The organism is Cobetia sp. MB87, from assembly GCF_011319755.1.
Taxonomy (GTDB): Bacteria; Pseudomonadota; Gammaproteobacteria; order Pseudomonadales; family Halomonadaceae; genus Cobetia.
The window spans coordinates 35,231-54,280 of record NZ_VFBC01000001.1; the positions used below are offsets into that span (position 1 = coordinate 35,231).

General features: G+C 63.6%; 16 protein-coding genes. 12 read left to right on the top strand and 4 right to left on the bottom strand.

Annotated features, from left to right (window positions below):
- Window positions 1-97 precede the first annotated feature (97 nt).
- A complete protein-coding gene (locus tag CDPAHKCJ_RS00180; protein ID WP_346773881.1) occupies window positions 98-808 on the bottom strand; it encodes an SOS response-associated peptidase family protein in 711 nt (236 codons plus the stop codon).
- A gap of 295 nt (window positions 809-1,103) precedes the next feature.
- On the opposite strand from CDPAHKCJ_RS00180, the gene CDPAHKCJ_RS00185 reads away from it, so the two are divergent.
- Together CDPAHKCJ_RS00185 and CDPAHKCJ_RS00190 are read left to right on the top strand one after the other, a co-directional pair.
- A complete protein-coding gene (locus tag CDPAHKCJ_RS00185) occupies window positions 1,104-1,748 on the top strand; it encodes a TetR-like C-terminal domain-containing protein (protein ID WP_166017802.1) in 645 nt (214 codons plus the stop codon).
- The gene (locus CDPAHKCJ_RS00190) at window positions 1,745-3,637 is read left to right on the top strand and encodes an MFS transporter (RefSeq protein ID WP_166017804.1); all 1,893 of its coding nucleotides are present in this window, start codon (window positions 1,745-1,747) and stop codon (window positions 3,635-3,637) included. Before CDPAHKCJ_RS00185 ends, CDPAHKCJ_RS00190 begins: the two co-directional genes overlap by 4 nt.
- Window positions 3,638-3,766: 129 nt before the next feature.
- Here the strand turns inward: CDPAHKCJ_RS00190 and CDPAHKCJ_RS00195 are convergent, their stop codons facing one another.
- The 3 genes from CDPAHKCJ_RS00195 to ccsA form a co-directional block, all read right to left on the bottom strand.
- A complete protein-coding gene (locus CDPAHKCJ_RS00195; protein WP_166017806.1) occupies window positions 3,767-5,002 on the bottom strand; it encodes a multidrug effflux MFS transporter in 1,236 nt (411 codons plus the stop codon).
- A gap of 304 nt (window positions 5,003-5,306) precedes the next feature.
- Window positions 5,307-6,584: an HlyC/CorC family transporter gene (locus tag CDPAHKCJ_RS00200; protein WP_043336457.1), complete on the bottom strand. Its 1,278-nt coding sequence runs from the start codon at window positions 6,582-6,584 to the stop codon at window positions 5,307-5,309.
- Window positions 6,585-6,683: 99 nt separating this feature from the next.
- Window positions 6,684-7,481, bottom strand: a complete 798-nt coding sequence (gene ccsA, locus CDPAHKCJ_RS00205; protein ID WP_166017808.1) for a cytochrome c biogenesis protein CcsA — start codon at window positions 7,479-7,481, stop codon at window positions 6,684-6,686.
- A gap of 381 nt (window positions 7,482-7,862) precedes the next feature.
- Here ccsA and ffh point away from each other — a divergent pair, with 381 nt between their 5' ends.
- From ffh to CDPAHKCJ_RS00255, 10 genes are all read left to right on the top strand, one after another.
- Window positions 7,863-9,299 carry a signal recognition particle protein gene (gene ffh, locus CDPAHKCJ_RS00210; RefSeq protein ID WP_054557273.1) on the top strand — a complete coding sequence of 479 codons (1,437 nt, stop codon included), beginning with the start codon at window positions 7,863-7,865 and terminating at the stop codon, window positions 9,297-9,299.
- A gap of 223 nt (window positions 9,300-9,522) precedes the next feature.
- Entirely contained in the window at window positions 9,523-9,774 is a 252-nt protein-coding gene (rpsP, locus tag CDPAHKCJ_RS00215) for a 30S ribosomal protein S16 (protein ID WP_043336448.1), read from the top strand.
- 7 nt (window positions 9,775-9,781) lie between these two features.
- Window positions 9,782-10,348 (top strand): ribosome maturation factor RimM, encoded by a 567-nt coding sequence (gene rimM / locus CDPAHKCJ_RS00220; RefSeq protein WP_166017810.1) that lies wholly within the window; start codon window positions 9,782-9,784, stop codon window positions 10,346-10,348.
- A 25-nt stretch (window positions 10,349-10,373) separates the two neighbouring features.
- Window positions 10,374-11,126 (top strand): tRNA (guanosine(37)-N1)-methyltransferase TrmD, encoded by a 753-nt coding sequence (gene trmD, locus CDPAHKCJ_RS00225; RefSeq protein WP_043336440.1) that lies wholly within the window; start codon window positions 10,374-10,376, stop codon window positions 11,124-11,126.
- A gap of 196 nt (window positions 11,127-11,322) precedes the next feature.
- Window positions 11,323-11,679 carry a 50S ribosomal protein L19 gene (gene rplS, locus CDPAHKCJ_RS00230; RefSeq protein ID WP_043336437.1) on the top strand — a complete coding sequence of 119 codons (357 nt, stop codon included), beginning with the start codon at window positions 11,323-11,325 and terminating at the stop codon, window positions 11,677-11,679.
- Between the two features lie 270 nt (window positions 11,680-11,949).
- Window positions 11,950-12,855, top strand: a complete 906-nt coding sequence (xerD, locus tag CDPAHKCJ_RS00235; protein WP_166017827.1) for a site-specific tyrosine recombinase XerD — start codon at window positions 11,950-11,952, stop codon at window positions 12,853-12,855.
- 39 nt (window positions 12,856-12,894) lie between these two features.
- A complete protein-coding gene (locus tag CDPAHKCJ_RS00240) occupies window positions 12,895-13,665 on the top strand; it encodes a DsbC family protein (protein ID WP_166017811.1) in 771 nt (256 codons plus the stop codon).
- 190 nt (window positions 13,666-13,855) lie between these two features.
- Window positions 13,856-15,172, top strand: a complete 1,317-nt coding sequence (locus CDPAHKCJ_RS00245) for a homoserine dehydrogenase (protein WP_166017814.1) — start codon at window positions 13,856-13,858, stop codon at window positions 15,170-15,172.
- A gap of 115 nt (window positions 15,173-15,287) precedes the next feature.
- Window positions 15,288-16,679 (top strand): threonine synthase, encoded by a 1,392-nt coding sequence (gene thrC / locus CDPAHKCJ_RS00250; protein ID WP_166017816.1) that lies wholly within the window; start codon window positions 15,288-15,290, stop codon window positions 16,677-16,679.
- 158 nt (window positions 16,680-16,837) lie between these two features.
- Entirely contained in the window at window positions 16,838-18,643 is a 1,806-nt protein-coding gene (locus CDPAHKCJ_RS00255; RefSeq protein WP_166017830.1) for a DHHA1 domain-containing protein, read from the top strand.
- Window positions 18,644-19,050 lie beyond the last annotated feature (407 nt).

The window sequence follows — 19,050 nt, forward strand, 5'->3', positions numbered from 1 at the left end:
GGGCAGGTGGCGCTGACTCGGTGATGGTTCTCATTGGGCGAACATGCGCGCGATGCAGTGCCGCCATTCTCGATACGTGCCGTCGGCGCAGGCGGATTCAGGTCAGCATCGGGCCGGTGGGGTGGGCGACGCTCCACTCCTGATGCTCGGGGTCGTTGACGAGCCGTGCGACCGGAAAGGCAGCCAGGCTGGCATTCGGCGTCAGCATGCTGCGTACCGTCTCCAGCGGCGTCTCGGCATTCAGCCAGTCGCGTACCTGATGCGGCGCGATCACGGCGGGCATGCGATCGGTCAGGCGTGACGTGACCCCGGCACACTCGACACTGATCAGCGCGAAGCTGTCGCGACCCTCGGGGGGCAGTCCCTCCATCAGGGGGGCGCTGAAGTGGCGCGTCCACAGGGCAGCCAGCAACAGCGGGGCGCGGGTCGGGTGCGTGACCAGAAACGGCTGCTTCATGCGCGGTTGTTCCTTCCACACATAGACACCGCCGACGGGGATCAGTGCCCGCTGGCTGATGAACGACTCGCGGAACATGCGTCGCGTTTCCAGCGACTCTGCACGTGCCACGTGGGGGGCGTGATCCATGATCTCCAGCCAGCTGGGTGTCAGGCCCCAGAGTGCCGGCACCAGTCCCAGGCGAGGGCCTTCCAGACGCAGCATCGAGGCAGGCATGCGCGGGGCGCGATTGGCACTGACCAGCAGTTCGCTGCGCAACTGGCGTTCGAGCGCGGGAGTCGCCAGCGACCCGAACAGTTCGTCGGGGGGCAGGTCAGCGGGGTAGGGGGGGATATACAGACGACCGGCCACGGGAATCCTTTGAGGCGATGAGGCGAAGGGAACATGCAGCGGCAGCTGCTGCCTGATATGGGGTGTGGATCGCGCTGCACGCCACGGATGCCAGCATGCCACACCTTGGTGGTGCTTGCGTTTGTGCTCAGTCTCGATATGCTGGACGGAAACACTGTTCGATTCAATGACCGATACGGGGTGCTCCAAGAGATGCCCGCAAGGCGTCGCAACCCTTTGCCCACCCGTGCTGTCCGAACACACACCGCGTCAGATTCGCTACGCGGTAACGCATCTCAAGCATCAGAGGAATTCGATGGCCCGTCCACGTCAGCATGCACCGGAAGCGCTGCATGCGCGGGTAATGGAGACCTGCGATGAATGGCTCAAAGCGCAGCCCGTTCACGCCCTGTCTCTGCGCAACCTGGCTCGCGAAGTCGGTTGTGCGCCCAGCACCCTGCTCAAGCTCTATGGCAGCTTCGGCAACCTGCTCCAGCACGTCAATCTGGCGACGCTGGACAGGCTGCGCGATGCGATAGCCGGACAGGAGACGCCGAGTCCTTCGGAGCGCCTCAAGGCCCTGGCGCGCGCCTACTGGGGTTTCGCCCAGCGCGACCCTTACCGCTGGCAGCTGCTGTTCGACTTCCCGCTCGCCCAGGAAGGGGAGCTGGACCAGCGTCAGAACGCGATGATCGAAGGGCTGTTCGAGCGTGTGGAGGTGGCTTTGGTCGAGTACGCCCCACGCGTCGAGTCCGTCGAGGCCAAGCGCATGGCGCGCACGCTGTGGGGCAGCGTGCACGGTCTGGTGCAGCTGGGCATGAACGAGCGTCTGGGACTCTGGCAGGGGCAGCCACTGGAAGTGACGGAGCTGCTCGATCAGTTGCTGGACACCATGTTGGCGGGGCTCAAGGTACGCAGCGAGGCTGCGTGTGCGGGGGATGCCACGGAAGCTGGCAAATGAGTCGAGAACTGCTCCGGCGACCCCGCTTCGCACCCTTCTTCTGGACCCAGGCCCTCGGGGCCTTCAATGACAATCTGTTCAAGAACGCCTTGCTGCTGCTGATGACCTTCGTGGTCATCGAGCAGCGGGGCTGGGACACCGGTATCGTCAACAACCTGGCGGCCGGTCTGTTCATCCTGCCTTTCCTGCTGTTCTCCGCCTGGGGCGGCCTCTTGGCTGATCGCCTCGACAAGCAGCGCCTGATCGTGCGGCTCAAGTGGCTGGAGCTGGCTACCATGAGCGTGGCGGCCGGCGCCTTGATCTTCGAAGCCTGGGAGTTGCTGCTGGCGCTGCTGTTCATGATGGGCACCCAGTCGGCGCTCTTCGGGCCGGTCAAGTACGCCATCCTGCCCCAGCACCTCAAACCGGATGAGCTGGTCAGCGGCAATGCCTGGGTCGAGCTGGGCACCTTCCTCGCCATCCTGATCGGTACCCTTGCCGCCGCGGCCCTGATGGCGCTGGGCGGCGACCTGGCACGCTGGGCGCTCTCCGCGTCGCTGGTCTCGCTGTCCCTTCTTGGCGTGATGGCCGCCGGCAGGATTCCGCCGGCACCCTCCGCTTCGCCCGGCCCCGTACCGTGGCGTCCGCTCTCCGGCAGCATCGCGGTGATGCGTGAAGGGCTGAGCAATCGCCGGTTACGCTGGGCGCTGCTGGGCATCAGTGCCTTCTGGTTCCTCGGCGCCAGCTATCTGACGCAATTGCCGGCCTATGCGCGCGATATCGTGCATGGGGCCGAAGGGGCGACCTCTGCCTTGCTGGCGGCCTTCGCCATCGGCATCGGGCTGGGATCGCTGGCCTGCGAGCGAGTCTCGCGCGGGCGTCTCGAGACGGGGCTGGTGCCCTTCGGCGCGCTGATCATCTTCGCTGGCGGGCTGGACCTTGCCCTGCGCCCGGCGCTGGCCGAGGCACAGATGGCCACGCCGCTGATCGAGCTGCTGGGCATCGCCGGTTTCTGGCGCATGTGGTTGGATCTCGGTGTCATCGGTTTCGGCGGCGGCCTCTATATCGTGCCGCTTTACACTCTGCTGCAGATCCGCAGTCCTGAAGATCACCGCGCACGCATGATCGCCGCCAACAACGTGCTCAATGCGCTGCTGATGGTGCTGTCGGCCGGTGCCGGCATTCTGGTGCTGGGCGTGATGGGGCGTGATATTCCGGACTTCCTGCTGTTGCTGTCCCTGATCAGCGGGCTGATCGCGGTGGTCTGCATGCTGCGTGACCCGCGGCCCTTCCTGCGCCTCAATATCTTTATCCTCATCCACCTGATGTATCGCCTGCACCTCAAGGGCCGCTGGCGGATACCGGCGGAAGGGGCGGCGCTGGTGGTGTGCAATCACGTCAGCTTCATGGATGCGCTGATTCTGGGCGGGGCCAGTCCGCGGCCGCTGCGTTTCCTGATGGATGCCGAGATCTATCACTCGCCGTGGCTGAAATGGTTCTTCCGCATCGCCGGGGCGATTCCGGTGGATTCCTCACGCAAGGACCCGGCAGGGGTGCGCCGTTCGCTGGAGGAAGTCGGCAAGGCGCTGCGCGAGGGAGAAGTCGTGATGATATTCCCCGAGGGCAAGCTGACGCGTGACGGTGAGGTGGGGCGCTTCCGGCGCGGGCTGGAGCTGATTCTGGCGCGTGACCCGGTGCCGGTGATTCCGATGGCACTGGGGGGGCTGTGGGGGTCCTGGTTCTCCCACGGCGGCGGGCCTGCCTTCGCCAAGTTTCCGCGACGCCTGCGCGGGCGGGTAGAGCTGTGTGTCGGGCGTACCTTCGACCCTGCCGGCACCAAGGCGGTGGAGCTCGAAGAGGCCGTGCGTGATCTGCATCGCAAGGCGACACGCCTGGCGCGCTCCCGCTAACCGCTGGTCCCTTACTCTTTTCAGCGCTGCATGAAAATGCCGCCCATGCCGACACGATCGTCAGGCAGGGGCGGCATTTTACGTTCTGGCGACCAGTGGATGGTCACTGGCGTCGAGCGCGGCGTCGCGTCAGTCGCTGGACTGCTCGGAGGGCGCGGTGTGGCGCGTGACCCAGAAGCCGAAGACGCCGATGGTCCAGGCGCCCAACATGACCAGCGGCACCGCCAGCATGTCATCGCCGCTCAGCCACAGGCTGGCCAGGGCGCCATAGAGGCCGCCGCCGAGATACAGCACCGTGCCGGAGATGGCATTGGCAGCGCCGTGGCCACGTGTGAACAGCGACTGGTAGTCGGCCATCACGTTGGGCGTGATCATGCCGCCGGCGCCCAGCACGAACAGGATGCCCGGAATCAGTGTGGCGACCTGGACGTTGTCGGTGATGACCAGCGAGATCAGCCAGGTGATGCCGATCCCCTGCATGTACAGCGCCATCTGAACCAGCTTGCGCGTGCGCAGATGCTTGAGGCCGAAGTGGTTGAGACGGTTGCCGATCAGCATGGCGACGACATTGGCGCCGAAGGCCAGCGCGAACTCACCGGGGGTCAGCCCCAGCACGCCCTGATAGAGATAGCTCGCGTTGGTCAGGAAGGTGAACATGATGCCGGGGCCGCACAGCAGCAGCATCAGGTGCCCGGGCACGCCGCGCGTGGTCAGCACCCTGCGATAGCTGGCCAATGCGCCGCGCAGGCTGAGCGGTGAACGCTCGCTGGCAGGCAGGGTCTCCGGTAGCCACTGGCGAATGGCGACTCCGGCGATCACGCCATAGACGGCCAGGCCGATGAAGACCATCTGCCAGGTGCTCAGCGCCAGGATGAGAGCGCCGAGGCTGGGGGCGACCAGCGGTGCTGCCATCAGCACCATCATGACGTTGGTCATCAGGCGCGCGGCGTCCTTGCCGGTCGCGACATCGCGCACCACGGTGCGAGAGACGCCGCCGGTCATGCCGGTCGCGATCCCCTGCAGGACACGGAAGACCATCAGCCATTCCAGGCTGTGCGTCATGGCGCAGCCGAGACTCGCGATCAAGAACAGCACGATGCCGCCCAGCGCGATCGGGCGACGGCCCAGGCTGTCCGACAACGGGCCACCACTCAGCTGACCGAAGGCGTAGCCGGCCAGAAAGAAGGTGATGGTCAGGCCGAGGCGGGAGTGATCGACACCGAATTCCGCGGCCATGGCGGGGATCGCGGGCAGGAAGGCATCCATCGATAGCGGGGCGAGCGCCACCATCAGGGCCAGCAGCACGGTGAAGTGAGGTTGTCGATGCAGGGCGGGGGTCGCCGTTGGGGCGGAAGCTGAAGTCATGAGGGCCATTCGAAGGTTGTGGGGCATTGCTGGGGGAGCGGTGATTCAGCCTGCTCTGGCGCAGGTCCGTGGCGTCTGGCGCTGGCGGGCAGCGCGAACGCGCACAGCATAGCGTGGGTTCGGGCCGCTTGCGTGTCGTGGTCTGCAACACCGTATTGCAGCTGGTTCTTGCACCTGAGCGGTTGTGTCTGAGCACCTGTAAATGAGCACCTGGACGAGTTGGCGTGCCCCAGACGCGACAGGCCCGCCAATTGGCGGGCCTGTCGTCGAGAGTGCCGTGCTGCGTGGCAACGCGCATGGCGTGTCAGCTGCGCGTGGTGCGAGCCGCCTGCCAGCAGCGTGCCGAGGTGATCTGGTTGTCCTTCACCTGCTGGATCTCGATGCGCGTAGTGCCGATGGCGAGACTGGCCGGGGCATCGGGGAAGGATTCCAGATGTTCCAGAATCAGGCCGTTGAGCGTCTTGGGACCGTCAGTCGGCAGCTGCCAGCCGATGGCCTTGTTGATCTCGCGGATGTTGGCGGTGCCCTCGATCACGTAGCTGCCGTTGTCCTGCGGGTGGATCTCCTGATGCGTACCGGCGACATCAGTGGTGAACTCGCCGACGATCTCCTCGAGGATGTCCTCCAGCGTCGCCAGCCCCTGCACATCGCCATACTCGTCGACCACGATGCCGATGCGACGCTTCTGCTTCTGGAAATTGAGCAGCTGGGTATGCAGCGGCGTGGATTCCGGGATGAAGTAGGGCTCGCGGGCTTCCTGGATGATGGAGGCCTTGGTGACCTCGTCCAGCGACAGGAAGCGCGCCGCGTTGCGCAGGTGCAGGATGCCGATGATGTTGTTGATGTCACCCTTGTAGACCGGCACCCGCGTGTGCTGACTGGCGCGGATATGGCTGAGGATGATGTCGAGATCATCGTCCAGGTCGATACCGAAGATCTCCTGACGCGGCACCATGATGTCATCGACGGTGACGTTCTCGAGATCGAGAATCGACAGCAGCATGCCCTGGTGGCGCCGCGGGATCATGCTGCCGGCTTCGTGGACCACGGTGCGCAGCTCGTCGCGGGTCAGGCTGTCGGCGCCGCCGCTGACATCGCGCACGCCGAACAGGCGCAGCAGGCCATTGGAGATGCCATTGACCAGCCAGACCAGCGGGTAGAGCAGCTTGAGCAACGGTTCCAGCACCAGCGAGGCCGGATAGGCGATGCGTTCCGGATTCACGGCGGCCATGGTCTTGGGCGTCACTTCGGCAAAGATCAGCACCACGATGGTCAGCACGGCGGTCGAGACGGCCGGGCCCGAGACATCACCGAAGTAATGGATCGCGATGATGGTCGCCAGCGAGGCGGCCAGGTTGTTGACGAAGTTGTTGCCGATCAGGATGACGCCGATCAGGCGGTCCGGGCGGGAAAGCAGGCGGGTAACACGCTTGGCGCCGCGCTCACCGCCCTTGGCGCGGTGACTGAGACGGTAGCGGTTGATCGACATCATGCCGGTCTCGGAACTCGAGAAGAAGGCAGACAGGATGATCAGGATGACCAGTAGGCCGAACAGCAGCCCCAACGGGGTGTCGTCGCTCAAGAGTGAAGGGTCCTCGGTGGCGGATTTAGGCGCATGATACTGACACGCTCGCTGCAATGCATCAGGCGCAGCGAGCGATCTCTGTCGGGGTGGCAGGGCTTAGTGGGAAAATACCACTTGCAGCACGAACTTGGTGCCGAAGAAGGCCAGCGCCAGTACCAGGCAGCCGCCCAGTGTCCAGCGTGCGGCACGCTGTCCGCGCCAGCCCAGTACGTGATGCCCGAACAGCAGCACGGCGAAGATGATCCAGGCGCCGAGACTGAGCACCGTCTTGTGCGCCAGATGCTGGGCGAACATGTTGTCCAGATAGATGGTGCCGCTGATGATCGACACGCTGAGCAGGATCATGCCGGCCCAGATCAGCTCGAACAGCGCACGTTCCATGCTGGTCAATGCCGGCAGCACCTGGACGATGCCGCGGGTGTGGCGTTTCTTGAGCGCGTGCTGTTGCAGCGACAGCAGTCCGGCCTGCATGGCCGCGATGCTGAAGAAGGCCAATGCGGCCACCGAGGTGAAGATGTGGGCGACCAGACCGGGGGAGAGCGGATTCTCGGTGGTGGCGCTCGGCAGGTTCATCACGCCGAGCACGCAGGCGGCGGCGACCGGGAACAGCGCCGCGCCCCCGGCGATCACCGGCTTGAACAGGCTGGCGACGACCAGCAGCAGGCAGATGGCCCAGCTGACCAGCGACGCGCTCTCGAACAGTCCGAGGTGCAGCGCGCCACCGTGGTTGAGCGTGACCCAGACGATCACGGCATGGCAGGCGATGGCGATCAGCGCCAGACTGCGCACCAGACGCGTGCGTGCCGGAACGCGGCGTGTCAGGGTAAGGCCCTGCCAGAGGCCGGCGCCGAGATAGAAGATGATGGCCAGAAAGGCAAAAGGCAGAGCCTGCATGTGCTGTTGTCCAGGTGCCGGAGGGTAGCGGGAGATCAGGCCTCGCATGAGGCACTGTCTATCTGCAGAGACTATACCGAATGCGCCGCCGGGATTGCATCCACTCGCGGTGTCCTGTCGCGTGCTCTGACGGGCGATGAGGCCTGCGCGGCGACAGACTCCGCATTGCATGACGATTGTCGGCGCTGCTTCATGCATGTCATCGCCAGTGATGGCGACTTGCAAGTCTTGCATGCATGGAGACACGGCCGCCCTGTGCGTATAATGCGCGACAGGATAACCATTCACGCGCTGGGGCGTCATGCCGTGCGCCGGTCACGAGGTGGCTTACGCCCTCGTCCCTGCAGCGCGGACCCCAGACGTCCCTAGCCGGAGAGGCCCATGTTTCAAAGTTTGAGTGATCGCCTGTCGCATACGCTGAAGTCGATTACCGGCCAGGCCAAGCTGACGGAAGACAACATCAAGGACACCCTGCGCGAAGTGCGCAAGGCGTTGCTTGAAGCCGATGTCGCGCTGCCGGTGGTCAAGGCCTTCATCGAGCGAGTGCGCGAACGTGCCGTCGGTCAGGAAGTGTCCAAGAGCCTGTCGCCGGGCCAGCAGTTCGTCAAGATCGTCCAGCAGGAGCTGGAAGCGATCATGGGCGAAGCCAATGAAGGCCTGACGCTCAAGGGCAGTCCGGCCGTCATTCTGATGGCAGGCCTGCAGGGTGCGGGCAAGACGACCACCGTCGCCAAGCTGGCACGCTACCTGCGCGAGCGCGAGAAGAAGAAGGTGCTGGTGGTCTCGGCCGACGTCTATCGTCCGGCCGCCATCGACCAGCTGGAAACGCTGGCCAAGGAAGTCGGGGTCGATTTCTTCCCCTCCGACTCCTCCCAGCAGCCGGTGGCCATCGCCGAGGCGGCGATGAAGCACGCGCGCATCCAGTTCCACGACGTGGTGCTGGTCGATACCGCCGGTCGTCTGCATGTCGATGCCGACATGATGGACGAGATCGCCGCCCTGCACCGCAGCGTCAATCCCGATGAGACACTGTTCGTCGTCGATGCGATGACCGGTCAGGATGCCGCCAACACCGCCAAGGCCTTCCACGAAGCCTTGCCGCTGACCGGTGTCGTGCTGACCAAGGCCGACGGTGATGCACGTGGCGGTGCGGCCCTGTCCGTGCGTCACATCACCGGCAAGCCGATCAAGTTCATGGGCATGGGGGAGAAGGTCGACGCCCTCGAGCCCTTCCACCCGGACCGTATCGCCTCGCGCATCCTCGGCATGGGCGACATGCTGTCGCTGATCGAGGAAGCCGAGCGCACCGTCGACAAGAGCAAGGCCGAGCAGCTGGCCAGCAAGGTCAAGAAAGGCGAAGGCTTCGATCTCGAGGACTTCCGTGACCAGCTGCAGCAGCTCAAGAACATGGGGGGCATGGGTAGCCTGATGTCCAAGCTGCCGGGCATGGGGCAGCTGGCGGAAGTCGCCCAGAGCCAGGCCAGCGAGAAGGAGCTGGGCAAGCTCGAGGCGATGATCAACTCCATGACGCCCAAGGAGCGTCGCAACCCGGATCTCATCAATGGGTCGCGCAAGCGCCGCATCTGCATGGGTTCCGGTACTCAGGTGCCGGACCTCAATCGTCTGCTCAAGCAGCACAAGCAGATGGCCAAGATGATGAAGAAGGCCGGCAAGAAAGGTGGCATGCAGAAGATGATGCGTGGCATGTCTGGCATGATGGGCGGTGGCGGTGGTCCTGGCGGCCCCGGTGGTATGGGTGGCATGGGCGGTATGGGTGGCCCCGGCGGCATGGGCGGCGGACGCTTCCCGCGTCGCTGATTGCTGACCCGATGCCCGATGCAGCGCTGATGAGGCATGGGCGCTGACACCAGGAATTACGCGTCGTGGCACGTCCCGTGCTACGACGCGTGTGTATGGCCTTGGAAAAAGGTTTCCAAGGCTTGCCAATTTCCGTAGAATGTCGCCTCTTCGTGTGGACCCTCCATGCGAAGACGAGTTCTGTGGCACGATTTTCACTTCAACACGAAGGACAGATTACGCAATGGTTACCATTCGTCTGGCACGTGGTGGCGCCAAGAAGCGTCCCTTCTACCACCTCGCTGTGGCTGATTCCCGCACAGCTCGTGATGGCCGCTTCATCGAGCGCGTCGGCTTCTTCAACCCGGTCGCTCGCGGCCAGGAAGAGCGTCTGCGCGTCGATCTCGAGCGCGTCGCTCACTGGCAGCAGCAGGGCGCACAGGTCTCTGACCGTGTCGCTCAGCTGATCAAGGAAGCTGGCAAGCAGCAGGCTTGATTCCAGGATGCCTACTCAACCGAACAACCCGCAGCCGACCGCAGCGTCATCGCATGACGATGATGTCGTGGTAATGGGGAAGCTTACCAGCCCCTATGGCGTCAAAGGCTGGCTCAAGGTGTATTCCTACACCAGCCCGATTGACGGCATCTTCGATTACGCTGGCTGGATGCTGAAGCTGGACGGGAAGCAAATTCCCGCCCGCCTCGCTCAGGCACGTCGCCATGGCAAGGGCCTGGTGGCACAGCTCGAAGGTATCGACAGTCGCGAAGCAGCACAGGAGCTGGCCGGGGCGGAGATTCTCCTGCCCAAGCAGCACCTGCCGCAGCTGGAAGTCGGTGAGTACTACTGGCATCAACTGGAAGGTCTCGAGGTGGTAACGCTGGATGGCCAGCGCCTCGGGAAAGTGAGCACCCTGATGGAAACCGGTGCCAACGACGTTCTGGTGATAAAGCCGAACGACGACAGCATCGATGAGAAGGAACGGCTCGTGCCGTACCTTCCCGATCAGGTGGTTCGCGATGTGGATCTCACTGCTGGGCGCATGAGCGTCGACTGGGATCCCGAATTCTGATGTTAAGCACAGAGAGCTGACGCCTGTGTGGATTGGTGTAGTGAGCCTGTTTCCGGAAATGTTCACGGCGATTACCGCCAGTGGCGTGACCGGCCGAGCGGTCGACAAGGGCCTGCTCGAGGTCGATTTCTGGAATCCTCGCGACTACGCCACCGACAGGCACCGTACGGTCGATGATCGTCCCTACGGCGGTGGTCCCGGCATGTTGATGAAGGTCGAGACCCTGCGTGGCGCCATTCGTGACGCCCGCGCCGCTGGCGGTGACAACGCTCGTGTGATCTATCTCTCCCCGCAAGGCCGCAAGCTGGATCAGGCCGGTGCCCGCGAACTGGCGACCCAAGAGCGTCTGATCGTGGTGGCCGGACGCTATGAAGGCATTGATGAGCGCGTGGTGGAAGAGGAGATCGACGAGGAGTGGTCGATCGGCGATTACGTCCTGTCTGGCGGGGAACTGCCGGCCATGGTCCTGATCGATACGGTGGCACGCCTGGTGCCGGGCGTACTCGGGCATGAAGCCAGCGCGGAGGAGGATTCCTTCACCGATGGCCTGCTCGATTGTCCGCACTATACCCGCCCTGAAGTCATCGACGGCAAGCGGGTGCCGGATGTTCTGCTCAGTGGCAATCATGCCCTGATCAAGCGCTGGCGGTTGCAGCAGTCTCTGGGACGTACCTGGCTCAGGCGTCCGGATTTGCTGGAGAGTCGCACGTTGACTCGTGAGGAGCGCAAGCTGCTCGACGAGTTCATCGCGCAGCACGCCCGGAAAGGCAAGGCCTGACCGCTGCGAACCGAAGGTTCGCTGTCAGGAGAAGGCCGCCACCGTGGCGGAGGTGCGGCACGGCCCGGAGTCATCTTGCGGGAGTTCCGTGGCGCGTCACACACAAGGTCGATCCCCGTGTTCAAGGCCGTTTGCGGTGCCGGGGTCATGACGAACATCAATCCCAGGGTTGATGCTAACGAATTTGGAGCTAGCGATGAGCAGCAAGAATAAACTGATCCAGGCGATCGAAAACGAGCAGATGGCCAAGGAAATCCCGGCCTTTGCACCGGGCGACACCATCGTCGTCCAGGTCAAGGTCGTCGAAGGTACCCGCGAGCGTCTGCAGGCCTTCGAAGGCGTGGTGATCGGCAAGCGTAACCGCGGTCTGAACTCCGCCTTCACCGTCCGCAAGATCTCCCACGGTGTGGGCGTCGAGCGTACCTTCCAGACTTACAGCCCGCAGGTTGCCGCTATCGACGTCAAGCGTCGTGGTGACGTCCGTCAGGCCAAGCTGTACTACCTCCGTGAGCGTAGCGGCAAGTCTGCACGCATCAAGGAAAAGCTGGGCTAAGCGCTCCGCATTCCCTGACTGCAGAACTCGGCAGTACTGCGGAGGAGCGAATTGCCACTTGCTCCTCCGCCATACGAAGACCCCGCCATGCGATGCATGGCGGGGTCTTCGTGTTTGTGCATCAGGGAAATCCGGTGTGACTTGCAGCAGATTCATTTCATCGTCAGGGCATCACGGTAGAATCGAGGCTCACGCAGGCTCGGTGCCGCGGTACATGACGGCCACGGCGAGCGCGGATGGCGCGTCATTCAGGATGGGGAAGCGGGAATGATGGACGACGATGCGTTGGTCGAGGCCTTTCTCGATACGTTGTGGCTAGAGCGGGGTGCCAGTGACAATACGCTCGGCGCCTATCGCAGTGATCTCGCGGCCTGGCGGCGCTGGTTGGTCGATCAGTCGGAGACGAACGCTGACGCGGTGCCGTTGCTGAGCGTGGCACCGCAGCAGGTGCAGGCCTTCTGTGACTCGCGGCGTGAGTCGCATGCGCTGCGCTCCACGGCGCGCCTGCTGTCGGCATTGCGGCGCTTCTATCGCTGGGCACTGGCCGAAGGCATGATCGAGGCGGACCCGCTGCATGAGGTGCGCCTGCCGCGCGTGATTCCCAGCCTGCCGGGCACGCTGGATGAGGAGGAGGTCGAGCGCCTGCTGGAGGCGCCGGATCTCGAGACGCCCATCGGGCTGCGCGACCGCACCATGCTCGAAGTGCTCTATGGGGCGGGGCTGCGTATCAGCGAACTGGTCAATCTGAGTGTCGATGCGCTCAATCTGCGCCAGGGCGTCGTGCGTGTCACCGGCAAGGGCGATCGTGAGCGGCTGGTGCCGCTGGGCGAGGAGGCCTGTGACTGGTTGTCACGCTGGCTGTCCGTTGGCCGACCTGCGATGATGGCCGACCAGACGCGCCCGGCACTGTTTCCTGGCCGACACGACAAGGCCATGACGCGACAGACCTTCTGGCATCGCATCCGGCGCCACGCCGTGACTGCGGCCATCAGCAAGCCTCTGTCACCGCATACGCTGCGCCATGCCTTCGCCACGCACCTGCTCAATCACGGTGCCAACCTGCGTGTCGTGCAGCTGTTGCTGGGGCATCGTGATCTTTCCACGACCCAGATCTATACCCATGTGGCCCAGGCGCGTCTGGAGCGTCTGCATGCCGAACATCATCCGCGTGGCTGAGTGTCCTTTCCTCTGCGCGCGGACGCCAAGGAGTGTTTGATGAGCAAGTCTTTCCGTCGTCCGCAGACCCTGTCCCGTGCGATTCGCCTCATGAGTGCCGGCGCCATGCTGACGCTGGTGGCGCCATTGGTCCAGGCTGATGCGCTGGATGATCTGCGCGACAAGCTCGTCGTCAATGGCCAGCCGCTGCCGGTCGAATCACTGGCCTCCAGCCCGATCGATGGTCTTTATGAGGTGCGCCTGACCAGTGGCGAGAGCTTCTTTACCGATATCGACGGCAAGCATCTGATCGTGGGTGAGATGTACCGCAATGATGGCGACAAGGGGCTGGTCAATCTCAGCGAGCAGAAGGCCAATGGTGAGCGCCTCAAGCTGCTGGCCGAGGTGAGTGAAGATGATATGGTCATCTTCCGCCCGGTGGGTGAGGTCAAGGCGGTGATCAGTGTCTTCACCGATACCACCTGCCCGTATTGCCGCAAGCTGCACCAGGAAGTGCCGGAGCTCAATGCACGTGGCATCGAGGTGCGCTATCTGGCCTTCCCGCGCGGTGGCATGCGCTCGCAGGGCGCGCGTGAACTGGCGCAGGTGTGGTGCGCCGAGAATCGTACCGAGGCGATGAACCAGATCAAGAATGAAGGCGAATTGCCCAAGCAGGCGGCCAGCTGCGATGCGCCGGTGCAAAGCCAGTATCAGCTGGGCACGCGCATGGGAGTGCAGGGCACCCCGGCCATCGTGATGCCGGATGGCCAGATGGTGCCGGGCTACCTGCCGGTGGAGCGTCTTGCCACCATGCTGGGCATCGATGACTGAGCCACACGAATCACATGAACCACAGGCGACAAGACTGCGCGTTGACAGGGCGTCCTGCCTTGCTACCGTGGTCACGACAGACGTACGTGCAGGATGTCTGGATAATAGACCGACGTGAGATCGGCAAGGCCGTCGCTGACAGTGGCGCGGCCCTCAAGGCTGGATACCGTAACAAGAGAGGAAAGCGACGTTGAAACCGGTGAAAGTAGGAATCTGTGGTCTAGGGACCGTAGGCGGCGGCACTTATAACGTGCTGATTCGCAATGCCGATGAGATTGCGCGTCGTGCTGGACGCCCGATCATCGTCGAACAGGTCGGCGCACGACGCGACAATCCTGACTGCGATATCACCGGCGTCAGCCGCACGCATGACATCTTCGAGGTCGCGCGCAATCCCGAGATCGACGTGCTGGTCGAGCTGATCGGCGGCTACGATGTCGCCTATCAGCTGGTGATGGAAGCCATCGCCAATGGCAAGCATGTCGTGACCGCCAACAAGGCGCTGATCGCCGTCCACGGCAACGAGATCTTCCGTGCCGCGGCCGAGAAGGGCGTGATGGTGGCCTTCGAGGCCGCAGTGGCCGGTGGCATTCCCGTCATCAAGTCGCTGCGTGAAGGCCTGGGTGCCAACCGTATCCAGTGGCTGGCCGGCATCATCAACGGCACCGGCAACTTCATCCTCAGCGCGATGCGTGATGAAGGTCGCAGCTTCGAGGACGTGCTGGCCGAGGCACAGGCGCTGGGCTATGCCGAAGCCGATCCGACCTTCGATGTCGAAGGCATCGATGCCGCGCACAAGTTGACCATCCTGGCCTCGATCGCCTTCGGCGTGCCGCTGCAGTTCGACAAGGCCTACACCGAAGGCATCTCGCGCATCACGGCCGAGGACATCGAGCAGGCCGATAACCTGGGTTACATCATCAAGCATCTGGGCATCACTCGCGCCACGGCCAAGGGCCTCGAGCTGCGCGTGCATCCGACGCTGATTCCCAAGGAGCGTCTGCTGGCCAACGTGCATGGCGTCAAGAATGCCATCGAGGTGATGGGCGACGCTGTCGGTCCGACTCTTTACTACGGTGCCGGCGCCGGTGCCGAGCCGACGGCCTCTGCCGTGGTCGCGGACCTGCTCGACGTGGCGCGCGATATCGCCACCGACCACCGCTACCGCGTGCCGTATCTGGCCTTCGCCGAGATCAATCAGCACGGCGACACCCTGCCGATCCTGCCGATGGAAGAGATCGAGACGGCCTGCTATCTGCGTCTGCACGCAGTGGACCGCCCGGGCGTGCTGGCGCGTGTGGCGTCGATCCTCTCCGAGCAGGGCATCTCCATCGAGGCGATCATCCAGAAGGAAGCCACCGAAGGGGAGCTGGTGCCGATCATTCTGCTCACGCACCGTGCGCGCGAACTGCACATGAACGAAGCGATTCGTCAGCTGGAAGCGCTGGTGGATGTCGCCGGTTCCGTGGTGCGCATTCGTGTCGAGGATCTCGACGACAACGCCTGATCGCGGGCAAACGGGGCGGGGCTATCGACGGTGATGGCACTGCCCCGCTGGGCAGCCGGCGCAGGCCGGAAGAGCAAGAATCATAACGGTGGCAAGAGCCACGGGAAGACACGACATGCGTTATATCTCCACGCGCGGCCAGGCGCCGGCGCTCGGTTTTGAAGATGTGGTTCTCACGGGGCTTGCCAGCGATGGTGGCCTGTACGTGCCGGAAACCCTGCCGCAGTTCAGCGCCGACGAACTGACGGCGATGGCCGGTGAGTCCTACGCGGAAATCGCCTTCCGTGTCATGAAGCCCTTCGTCGATGGCGCCATCGATGACGAGACCTTCCGTGACATCGTGCGCGAGACCTACGCGACCTTCAGTCACGATGCCGTCGTGCCGCTCAATCAGCTCGACAGCAACCATTACCTGCTGGAGCTGTTCCACGGGCCGACGCTGGCCTTCAAGGATGTCGCGCTGCAGCTGCTGGGTCGCCTGCTGGATCACTTCCTCGCCAAGCGCGGTGAGCGTGCGGTGATCATGGGCGCGACCTCCGGTGATACCGGCTCCGCCGCCATCGAAGGCTGCCGTGCCTGCGATCATGTGGATATCTTCATTCTGCATCCGCACAACCGTGTCTCCGAAGTGCAGCGCCGCCAGATGACCTCCGTGCTGGCACCCAACGTCTTCAACATCGCCATTGAAGGCAACTTCGATGATGCCCAGGCGATGGTGAAGGCCAGCTTCGCCGACCAGGACTTCCTGAATGGCACGCGCCTGGTCGCGGTCAACTCGATCAACTGGGCGCGTATCATGGCCCAGACCGTCTACTACGTGGCTGCCGGTGTGGCGCTGGGCGCCCCGGCACGTCAGGTCAGCTTCACGGTGCCGTCGGCCAACTTCGGCAATATTTTTGCCGGTTATCTGGCCTCACGCATGGGGCTGCCGGTGCGCCAGCTGGTGATCGCCACCAACGCCAACGACATCCTGCATCGCACCATCTCCTCCAATGACTTCTCGCGTCAGGAGCTGAAGGCGACGCTGGCACCGTCGATGGATATCGTGGTGTCCTCCAACTTCGAGCGCCTGCTGTTTGAGGCCTATGGCCGCGATGGTCAGGCGATCCGTGAGCTGCTCGAGCACTTCTCGCGTGAACCGGCAGCGCTGGCGGATGCCCCGCTGGCCAGGCTGCGTGAGCTGTTCTCCAGCCACAGTGTCGATGATGAGACGATCCTCGAGGTCATCCGTGAGGCGCACCATCGCACCGGCGAGATTCTCGATCCGCATACGGCAACCGGCTATCGTGCGGCTGAGGTCTGCCGTACCGATAGCGCGACGCCGATGATCACGTTGGCGACGGCGCATCCGGCCAAGTTCGCGGAAGCGGTGGCGCGAGCCGGCTTTGCTGGTGTCGATCTCCCGCCGCATCTGCATGACCTGCTGGAGCGTGAGGAGCGTTACAGCGTACTGCCGGCGGAATTGGCGGCAGTGCAGGACTTCGTGCGCGAGAATCGCCGCGGGTGATTGCAGCAACTGCCGGTTGGCCCGTTCGGGGTGATCGGCAGTCATCTTTTCATGGCCGTCATGTCTGCAGTCCGCTGCCGAGATGACGGCCATGTCGTTTGTCAGGAGCTCTCATGTCTGTCACTTCCCCCGTGTCGCCCCCATTCTCGCAAGACCCCATGAGTCGTCCGGACGAGCGCACGCTTGCGGCCAGCATTGCGCGGGTCATTCAGCCGCGCGCGCGTGACGAGCATCTCTATCAGCAGGGCATCGCGACCGGGCTCAGCGAATTGCAGGCACGTGTACTGGCAGGGCGCCTGACGCTGGAGAGCTGCAAGGCCCCTCTGGAGGCGCTGGTCACGCCGGCGCTCCGGCATATCGAGCATCCCGAACGGCTGGCCGATGGCCGGCGTGCGGCAGAGCGCATCGCGCGCGCCGTTGTCGAGGGGGAGCATATCGGCATCCTCACCGACTATGACGTGGATGGCATCACCTCGCATGTGGTGATGCTACGCACGCTGACCGAGCTGTTCGATGTGCCCTACGACCGCGTGCACAGTCTGATCGGCCATCGCATCCATGATGGCTATGGCATCAGTCTGCCATTGGTTGAACGCATCATGACGCTCTCGCCGCGCCCGTCATTGATCGTGACCGCGGATTGCGGCTCCAGTGATGAGGCGCGTCTGGCGTTGCTCAAGGAGGCGGGGATAGAGGTCGTGGTGACGGATCACCACGCGTTGCCTCAGGAAGGGCCGCCGGCTTCCGCCTACGCGACCGTCAATCCGACGCGAGACGACTGCGCCTACCCCGACGCGACCATTGCCGGTTGCATGGTCGCCTGGCTGACCATGTCCTTGACGCGCAACATCTTGATTGAACAGGGCAGGTTGCCGAGCGACGCACCCAAGTTGTCGCCGTGGCTGTCCTATGTGGCGCTGGGAACGGTGGCGGACTGTGTGTCACTGGGAGGAAGTGCGATCAACCGCGCGGTGGTCAATCTGGGCCTTACGTTGATCAACCGCATGCAGGAGCCCTGCTGGCGCGCGATGGCAGAGCGGCTCGGGGCGGATAGTGTGCCCTTCAATGCCGAGACGCTGGCCTTCCAGATGGGGCCGCGCATCAACGCCCGCTCGCGTCTGGATGATCCCTACGCCGCGCTGCATTTCATGCTGGCGCGTGAAGACGACGCGGCGCAGCGTGCACTGGAAGTGCTCGATCAGGACAACCAGTCACGCAAGGCGATCGAAGCCGAGATGGTGGAGTCGGCACGTGCCCTGGCGCTCACCTCCTTGCGGGAAGGGCACCAGGTGATCGTGGTCCACCTGGAGGATGGTCATCCCGGGGTGCAGGGCATCGTCGCTTCGCGTCTTGTGCAGCAGTTCGGGCGACCGACCGTCGTGCTGACACCAGCCGCGGTGCCCGGCATGTTGACGGGCTCCGGGCGCTCCATCGAAGGATTGCACCTGCGGGATGCGCTGCAGCGCGCCCATGATCTTGCGCCGCAGTGTCTGCCGCGCTTCGGTGGGCATCGCGGCGCCGCCGGGGTGGGCTTGCCGCTGGCGGAAAAGGATACCTTCACTCGTGCCCTGCAACAGGCAGCCGCGGAGCAGTTGGGGGAGAAGGCGCTCAATCCCTTGATTCTCAGTGATGGTGAGCTGGTGGAAGGGCAGTTGAGTCTGGAGACGCTGGATGAGCTCGAGCGTCTGGCGCCCTTCGGGCGTGAGTTCGAGGCGCCTCTCTTCGAGGGCAGCTTCCTGGTCGAGAGCCTCAGGACGGTAGGCGCCGATGGCACGCACTTGTCATTGGAACTCTCGCTCGGGCGTACACGCCTCAAGGCGATCTGGTTCCGTGCGCTGTCGCCGGGAGAATCACCGGCATTCGGCGTGGGGGCCTCGCTGAAGTGTGCTTACAAGCTGTCGCGCAATCGCTGGCGGGGAAGAGAGTCACTGCAGTTGATGCTGGAGCACGCAGTGCCTGCATGAGCTTGTTTGAATTGACAGGGATGTCTGGCCAAAAAGCCCTTGCCATCAAACCGATTCCTGCGTAAAGTACGCATCCGCTGCCGGGGACGCATGGCGTTACCAGCGGTGATCAAGGTTTGCAGGTGATTGTTTTATTTGATGTTTTTTGAAGTCCGCTTCGAAATCATCGATTGACAATCCCGGGCGATTCGCTAGAATACGCCGCACTCCTTACGGTACAGGTGATCGAGCAACGCTCCTCACCGCTTGCTGATGCTTAGAGGCAGTCGATTGACTCATCATCAAGTGCTTGACTTCTCAAGCGTTCCGGGTAGAATATGCCTCCTCGCTTAACAGCGACGCTCTTTAAAAATTTGATCAGGTAATTCGTGTGAGCGCTTGCCGATGAGTGGTGACAAGGTCACCAA

What these genes read in the sequence shown, in the direction of transcription:
- CDPAHKCJ_RS00240 (WP_166017811.1), top strand. Translation starts at nt 12,895, where the DNA reads ATGAGCAAGTCTTTCCGTCGTCCGCAGACCCTGTCCCGTGCGATTCGC.
- rimM (WP_166017810.1), top strand. Translation starts at nt 9,782, where the DNA reads ATGCCTACTCAACCGAACAACCCGCAGCCGACCGCAGCGTCATCGCAT.
- CDPAHKCJ_RS00190 (WP_166017804.1), top strand. Translation starts at nt 1,745, where the DNA reads ATGAGTCGAGAACTGCTCCGGCGACCCCGCTTCGCACCCTTCTTCTGG.
- CDPAHKCJ_RS00185 (WP_166017802.1), top strand. Translation starts at nt 1,104, where the DNA reads ATGGCCCGTCCACGTCAGCATGCACCGGAAGCGCTGCATGCGCGGGTA.
- ccsA (WP_166017808.1), bottom strand. Translation starts at nt 7,481, where the DNA reads ATGCAGGCTCTGCCTTTTGCCTTTCTGGCCATCATCTTCTATCTCGGC.
- ffh (WP_054557273.1), top strand. Translation starts at nt 7,863, where the DNA reads ATGTTTCAAAGTTTGAGTGATCGCCTGTCGCATACGCTGAAGTCGATT.
- xerD (WP_166017827.1), top strand. Translation starts at nt 11,950, where the DNA reads ATGGACGACGATGCGTTGGTCGAGGCCTTTCTCGATACGTTGTGGCTA.
- CDPAHKCJ_RS00255 (WP_166017830.1), top strand. Translation starts at nt 16,838, where the DNA reads ATGAGTCGTCCGGACGAGCGCACGCTTGCGGCCAGCATTGCGCGGGTC.
- CDPAHKCJ_RS00195 (WP_166017806.1), bottom strand. Translation starts at nt 5,002, where the DNA reads ATGACTTCAGCTTCCGCCCCAACGGCGACCCCCGCCCTGCATCGACAA.
- rplS (WP_043336437.1), top strand. Translation starts at nt 11,323, where the DNA reads ATGAGCAGCAAGAATAAACTGATCCAGGCGATCGAAAACGAGCAGATG.
- thrC (WP_166017816.1), top strand. Translation starts at nt 15,288, where the DNA reads ATGCGTTATATCTCCACGCGCGGCCAGGCGCCGGCGCTCGGTTTTGAA.
- rpsP (WP_043336448.1), top strand. Translation starts at nt 9,523, where the DNA reads ATGGTTACCATTCGTCTGGCACGTGGTGGCGCCAAGAAGCGTCCCTTC.